Raw genomic sequence first — 7,443 nt, forward strand, 5'->3', positions numbered from 1 at the left:
GGACGAGACAGTGGTGCATACTCTCCGCTTTTAATCGTTTCATGTGTAGGCTCAACAGCACCCTTACCATTATCGATGGATACAACTTTTAATTTATCCTTATTTTCTGCATAGTAAGCAAATCCGAAGAAACCAATCGCATTTTTGTCACCTTCTACGCCTTGTACAAGAACGTTATCATCTTCAGAAAGAGTCGCATTTTCGACCATTGGTTTTTCCTCTAAAATAACTTCGTTGAAATAATCATATGTGCCAGAATCAGTTCCCGGAGAGTAAAATTTAATTTCTTCCTTCGGCCATTCCGGACGTATATCAGACCATTTCTTCACTGATCCATTGTCAACCCAAAGCTTTCTTAGTTCGTCAACTGTCATTTTATCGATGAACTCATTATCTTTATTGACAACGATAGAAATACCATCAAACGCAAGCTTCATTTCTGTATACTTAACTCCCTTTTCATCAAGTAACGCACTTTCTTCGTCTTTGACTGGTCGGGACGCATTAGTTAGATCCGTTTCTCCAGCGATGAATTTTTTAAATCCTCCACCTGTTCCCGATGATCCTACAGATACTTTAACATCAGGTTGTGCCGCCATATATTCTTCAGCAACTGCTTCCATGATTGGAAATACAGTCGATGAACCATCCATAATCACTTCGCCCTTGAGTTTATCTGAAGCCGTTTCATTTCCTTTACCGCTGTTTGAAGTATCATTTGATCCACATCCAGCTGCCACTGCTATTACTCCACCCATTACTGCAGTCATTGCCATAAATTTGAAACGTCTCATTTGTAAATCCCCCTAAGAATTTTATATGAATATTTTGTCCTACAAACACATCATACGTTTTGACTGTAAATTCCGTTTAAAGCAATTGTAAACATTAAGTAAATAATTGTTTATATATTGTAAAGGTAGTCAGAAAGTAATATGGTACTAATTAACAACAGTATCTTTTCCATTAATCACTCTCTTATTTTGTGCCCAGTGCCTGTTTACATGAGAGGGAAATTACTCCAACTCCAACTGAAGTGATTATAGGTCTTTTTCATAAGGGGAAAGTGCAAAGGTCGAGGCATACTGATAGCATGACACTACGGAGCAATTTTACTTTATGACAAAAAAACACGCTTTCGGTTTTACCCAAAAACGTGTTTTATGACTTTTTATTCATTTTCCTGACTATTTCTTATTTCAGCCTGCTCTTTTTGAACCTCTTTACCATTCTCTACCTTCAACTCAGTCGTTTCTTCAGTCTTCCCTTTCTTAGCACGCTCTTTTTTCAGTTTGAAATACGTATCCATAATCTCTTCGCCAATTACTTTACTCATATCATGACCCGAATGGCCCTGGTACGCCCACGGGACAACAACAGCAAAAGCAACTTCAGGGTTTTCAGCAGGTGCATAGCCGACCAACGTGATATTCATCGTATCTTGAGGTTCGCTATAATCCGCTCGGTTCGGACCATCATAGAACGCTTGCGCCGTCCCAGTTTTAGCCGCTACCGTATATGGTTTCTTACCAAAATACTTATATGCCGTTCCGCCTTGTTCCATCGCAACTTYCTCGAAACCGCTCTGCACACGTTCTATCCATTCTTCCTTCATCTCAAGACGATTAAGGACAGTTGGTGAAACGTCTTCCGCAACAGGACCTAATTCCTCATTATTATCAACAGGATCACGGATTTCCTTAACCATATGCGGCTTCATACGATTTCCACCATTCGCAATGGCTGAAACATACTGTACAAGCTGCATCGGTGTGTACGTATCGTACTGTCCGATTGCGAGGTCAAGAAGCTTACCTGGTGACGTTTCCGAACCTTTGAATCCACTCATTTCATTCGGGAGATCGATCCCCGTACGGACACCCAAGCCAAACTGGGCAAATGAATTACGCATAGTTGAAAAGGCGCTTGAACTTATATTTAATGGTTCGTTCGGAACATAATTTGCACCTGCAATATTAATCGCTGTCCTAAACATATAAACGTTCGAGGATACTTTTAAGGCGGTTAAATCATTAATATTCCCGAAGTTACTATAAGAACCTTTAGCGGGGGTACCTTTGATTTTCAACTTCGTATCATAAAAGTATGTACCCGGTTGGATAGCTCCTTGCTGATAACCGGTCAAAACAGTTGCACCTTTTACGGAAGAASCCATCGTATAGGAAGTCGTAATATTCCCTAATGCAAAGTCCTCTATGGCAGATTTCCCTGTTTTTGAATCCTTCTCATATTTCTTACCAGCCATCGTTAATATTTCCCCTGTATTAGGATCCATCATAACGACAAAAGCTCTATCCAAGAACTTAGTGTTGCCCATTCTTTTCTTGGCAATCAATTGCTTTTCAATGATTTCCTCTGTTGCAAGTTGTAAATCCATATCAACTGTCAATATAAGATCTTTTCCTCGCGAACCTTCTGTAATCACTTCGGAATCCACAATGTTCCCTGATTTATCGGTCACATTCCTTACCTTAGCTTTCTGTCCTTGTAGAATATCCTCATATTGCGCCTCAATATAACTCTTACCTACTCGGTCATTCCGGCTATAATCGCGTGCTAGATAATAGTCCAGGCTTTCACTAGGTAATCCTTCTTCAGAAGAAGAAACTTTCCCTAACACAGATTTGAGCGTTTTATTATACGTATAGAAACGATCCCAATCCGTTGATACATCAACCCCAGGAAGCGAATCAAGGTTTTCACTCACCTTTGCAAATTCTTCCTTCGTTACTTTCTTGTTTTTCACAATTTGCGGAGTCAGAGCATATCCACTTGCGAATTCTCTATAGATGGCAAGGACTTCCATTTCTTCTTCAGGAATCTCCATTTCTTTCTCAGTAATTCGATCAAGCTGAAGCTTATACAAATCACCTTCTTCAAGCTCGCCCTCTTCTACTTGTTTTCTCTCTTTATCCGTAATCTTTTTCTCGGCAAGCTCTGGATTATTTAAAATCCAATAATCCTTTTTATCACGATCCGTCACTTTATCCGTATCTTTATCAATCAACTTCGCAAGTTTCTCAGCCGTTTCGACCATTTCTTTTTGTTTCGTACCTTGCTTTCTTGTATATGTAATTGCATCCAGTGGTTGGTTGTCGACCATCAATTTTAAATTACGGTCATACATTTTCCCACGGGGCACCGAATTATTCACGGTCACTTCCTCTGTTCTTTCAATTTCGCGCCGGTAATCATCACCATACACAATCTGTACAACACCCAAACGCAAAATTAAAGCAGAAAACAAAACAAATACTAAAAAGAAAAGAATATTCAATCTGAAAGGTACATGCGTCTTTTTCTTTTTCTTTTTATTCACACTAAGCCACACATCCTTTTTACRTAGTCATAATAGTCCTATACCATTCTATAGAACATTTATATTTTTTTCTACCTTAGTGTTCTAGAAATATTAAACATATAACGAACTTTACATAAAAAGTGACTTACGGCTCATAATTTCAAAAATCGTAAGTCTTAGATATTGAAAAGAGGCCTCAAAGGCCTCTTTTCAATTCTGGTCATTGATGTCGATTTTCCGCACAAACCAATAAATCATAGTATGCCCCGCCCCGACGATTAACAGATATATTGGCAGGATCTGTTTTAAATCGAAAAACATGACTGACAGAATAAATCCTAATATAGAAACGATTCTTCCAAAATGAACGAACAGCTCACGAACTACGATATATTCAATTCTCATTTCTGCGGCATTCCAAGCACGGCCTATAATATCATAAGTCAATGATATATACGGTACGAGTAGAATTGGGTAGGCGATTGCAACGATTGCACCATAAATGAGAAGCCTTCCAAATGTGATATCAAAAGCAATTAGCAAGATCCCTGCATACAACAGGATTCCCCCAACAAGAATTGCTTTTTTTCGCATCGGCTGTTTTATATACCGAGAAGCAACAAAATAAGCAATAAAAGATATAGCTGAATTTAAGAGCCCATAACTGCCCAAAGCAAGTTCACTATCCGTCTGAATAAAAACAATAATCGAAATGATAAACATGAATGTTCCTTCTCGTATGCCTTGAAAAAAGTGAGCACGAGTTATTAAAAGCCAATTTCGATTATTTTTTCGTTCCTTCATTATCCGTATGAAAAAGTATTTCCCATGAGCCGGACGCCTTTTTAATGAAAAGCTGAGAAACACTGCTATAGAAAACAAAAGTAACGATAATCCGAAAACAATAGAATAACCTGTGAATTTCTCGAGCCTCGAAATGATAAATCCTGAAAGAATGGGACCAATCATCCCTCCAAATGAAGATAAAATCCCTAAAAATCCATTGAAGAAGTCTCTTGTTTCTGGTTCCGTAATCTCAAAAGTCAACACATTATAAGCAAGCCAATAGAACCCATACCCAATCCCTAACAGTGCACCAAGTAGCCAAATGAAATCCGTGGCCCGTGTGCCGACCAAAAGAACTGATAAATAAAATAGGGCCAAAAAGATAACACCCAAACGCAGGACAATGATCCGGTCTACTTTTTTCGCTAATCTGCCAGCGAATACAAAGGTTATCGGTTGAAAAAGCACCACGGTTAGATTATATACGGCAATATCAACAATTTGACCGGATTGTTTCCACAGATACACATTAACGAATGTATTGGATAAAGCGATACTGAGGYTGTACAGGCCGCCAATCAGCAAGAGGAGGTGCAAATCCTTCTTCGCTCCCGCTTCACCCATCCATCTCTCTAAAATACCCATTGTTTTAACTCTCCTTTAAATTCCACTCTAGTGTTTGAAAAAACAAGGGTATTTATGTGAAAAAAAGTAAAGAAAACTCATCGATTGGCTAGCCTGTAAGGCGTAGACAGAGATGTAGTTGAACTTACACTTGGTACCTTAACCCGTTACTACCTCGAATTTTCTTCCCCACAACGGGTTATAAGAAGTGTAAAGAAAACTCTTCGATTGGCTAGCCTGTAAGGCGTAGACAGAGATGTAGTTGAACTTACACTTGTTACCTTAACCCGWTACTACCTCGAATTTTCTTCCCCTCAACGGGTTATAAGAAGTGTAAAGAAAACTCTTCGATTGGCTAGCCTGTAAGGCGTAGACAGATATGTAGTTGCCCTTACACTTGTTACCTTAACCCGATACTACCTCGAATTTTCTCTTCCGTAACGGGTTACGAGTAGTGTAAAGAAAACTCATCGATTGGCTAGCCTGTAAGGCGTAGACAGAGATGTAGTTGAACTTACACTTGTTACCTACTACCTCGAATTTTCTTCCCCTCAACGGGTTATAAGAAGTGTAAAGAAAACTCWTCGATTGGCTAGCCTGTATGGCGTAGACAGAGATGTAGTTGCCCTTACACTTGTTACCTTAACCCGCTTACTACCTCGAATTTTCTTCCCCACAACGGGTTATGAGAAGTGTAAAGAAAACTCATCGATTGGCTAGCCTGTATGGCGTAGACAGAGATGTAGTTGAACTTACACTTGTTACCTTAACCCGTTACTACCTCGAATTTTCTTCCCCTCAACGGGTTATAAGAAGTGTAAAGAAACTCTTCGATTGGCTAGCCTGTATGGCGTAGACAGAGATAAACAAAAAACGGGAATCCCCGTAAAAGGGATTCCCGTCTTTTTAATTCCTACTAATTATTTAGCTGCGCTGTAACGTTTTGCAACTTCATCCCAGTTAACAACATTCCAGAAAGAATTGATGTATTCAGGACGACGGTTTTGGTAGTTTAGGTAGTAAGCATGCTCCCAAACATCCAATCCAAGAAGTGGAGTTTTACCTTCTGATAATGGGTTGTCTTGGTTCGGTGTGCTTGTTACTTCTAACTCACCGTTGTTTACAGCAAGCCATGCCCAGCCAGATCCGAAACGAGTAGTAGCCGCTTTAGCGAACTCTTCTTTAAAGCTGTCAAAGCTGCCAAATTTAGAAGTGATAGCATCAGCTAGCTCACCAGTTGGTTGTCCGCCACCGTTTGGTGAAAGGATTTCCCAGAATAATGAGTGGTTAGCATGTCCACCACCATTGTTACGTACAGCTGTACGAACAGCTTCAGGTACTGCATCAAGATTAGCAACAATTTCTTCAACGCTTTTGCTTAGAAGTTCTTGGTTGCCTTCTAGAGCATTGTTCAAGTTTGTCACATACGTGTTGTGATGTTTAGTGTGGTGAATGTTCATTGTTTCTTTGTCGATGTGTGGTTCTAATGCGTCATATGCATACGGTAATTGTGGAAGTTCGAAAGCCATAATAAAATTCCTCCCTATGTAAGCTGTTTTTTTGAGGGCTCTAGTTCTCTTAAGATACCTAAAGCTCGCTAGCAATAGAGTATCAAATTTTTGAAACGGTTTCAAACCTTATGCCTCACTTTTTCAATTCAATTCTATTTCCTATGAGAATACCGCGAATAAAAAATACGCAATCATCAAAAGTTGGATGATACCTTTTGTAATCACACTGCTTATAAATCCGATAACGGAACCAAGGCCGATTTTAGATGCAGTAATAGGGTCTTTTTTATGGACGATGATTTCTGCTAGGAATGCGCCTATAAAAGGCCCTATTAATATCCCGACAAATGGTATCACAAATGGTCCGACAAGAAGCCCGATTGTACTGCCCCAAACCCCCGCTTTGGTCCCTCCATATTTTTTGACCCCGACCATGTTTGCGATATAATCTGCTGCGAATAAGAGAATGACAAATAAAATTTGGACTGTCCAAAAGAACCATCCAAAAGGTTCAAAGGAATAAAATAGCCCATATAACAAAATCCCCCCAAATATAAATAAAACGCTTGGAATGACTGGAAAAATTAATCCGACAAAGCCCACTATGAACATCAGGACTATAATTATCCAAAATATTGTATCCACAATTAAAACGCCCTTTCACATTTCATTTATAATTTGCCTCTATCTCTTCATAATTACCTGTTTACAGATATGTGAAACCATTGAAGTAGAATACAGGTTGTTTTATTTTTACCATGTAGTTAAAATTGGATAGGTATATTACAATAGATAGGTGCTGAAAACATTGAACATATTCAAACAACTATGGGTAAGCTTGTATTCACCTAAAGATATCTCTTCCTTTCAAAACCAAGGAATTGGAAAAACGATTCTATTTGTATTTTTATTAAGCCTTGTTGCCTTTCTCCCTTCAGCTTTTTACTTCGGTACAATGGTTGTGGACGGGATTGATGCGATGCACGAAACAGTATCTGAAGATTTGCCGGAATTTGAAATTAAAAATGGCACATTAACGTCTGAGAGTAGCGAGCCATTTGTTTTGAATAAAAACGGATACCAAATTTTTGTAGACGGTTCAGGGACCTTGACCCCAGAAGATGTGGGCTCTAAAGCTGATGAGGCAATCGCCCTTTTAAAATCCGAGCTGGTTTTCGTTTCTGGTGGTAACGTTCAAAC

Annotated in this window: 6 protein-coding genes; 1 reads left to right on the plus strand and 5 read right to left on the minus strand. The window is 39.1% G+C overall.

Translation table 11 applies throughout. The features are described from left to right. From AC1DUW_RS17270 to AC1DUW_RS17290, 5 genes are all read right to left on the minus strand, one after another. Positions 1-794 (minus strand): PstS family phosphate ABC transporter substrate-binding protein (locus AC1DUW_RS17270; protein ID WP_477643053.1); only part of this gene is annotated, 794 nt, incomplete at its 3' end. A 377-nt stretch (positions 795-1,171) separates the two neighbouring features. Then, positions 1,172-3,340 (minus strand): peptidoglycan D,D-transpeptidase FtsI family protein, encoded by a 2,169-nt coding sequence (locus tag AC1DUW_RS17275; RefSeq protein WP_477643054.1) that lies wholly within the window; start codon positions 3,338-3,340, stop codon positions 1,172-1,174. Positions 3,341-3,532: 192 nt separating this feature from the next. After that, positions 3,533-4,753 (minus strand): MFS transporter, encoded by a 1,221-nt coding sequence (locus tag AC1DUW_RS17280; protein WP_477643055.1) that lies wholly within the window; start codon positions 4,751-4,753, stop codon positions 3,533-3,535. Between the two features lie 899 nt (positions 4,754-5,652). Next, a complete protein-coding gene (gene sodA / locus AC1DUW_RS17285; RefSeq protein ID WP_053346971.1) occupies positions 5,653-6,261 on the minus strand; it encodes a superoxide dismutase SodA in 609 nt (202 codons plus the stop codon). 141 nt (positions 6,262-6,402) lie between these two features. After that, positions 6,403-6,888, minus strand: a complete 486-nt coding sequence (locus AC1DUW_RS17290) for a DUF456 domain-containing protein (RefSeq protein ID WP_053346972.1) — start codon at positions 6,886-6,888, stop codon at positions 6,403-6,405. Between the two features lie 163 nt (positions 6,889-7,051). On the opposite strand from AC1DUW_RS17290, the gene AC1DUW_RS17295 reads away from it, so the two are divergent. After that, a partial coding sequence (locus AC1DUW_RS17295) for a DUF1189 domain-containing protein (protein ID WP_477643056.1) occupies positions 7,052-7,443 on the plus strand: 392 nt, incomplete at its 3' end.

This window comes from Peribacillus sp. P4_C12, from assembly GCF_056402095.1.

Coding starts and splice junctions, on each gene's coding strand:
- sodA (WP_053346971.1), bottom strand. CDS start 6,261: ATGGCTTTCGAACTTCCACAATTACCGTATGCATATGACGCATTAGAA.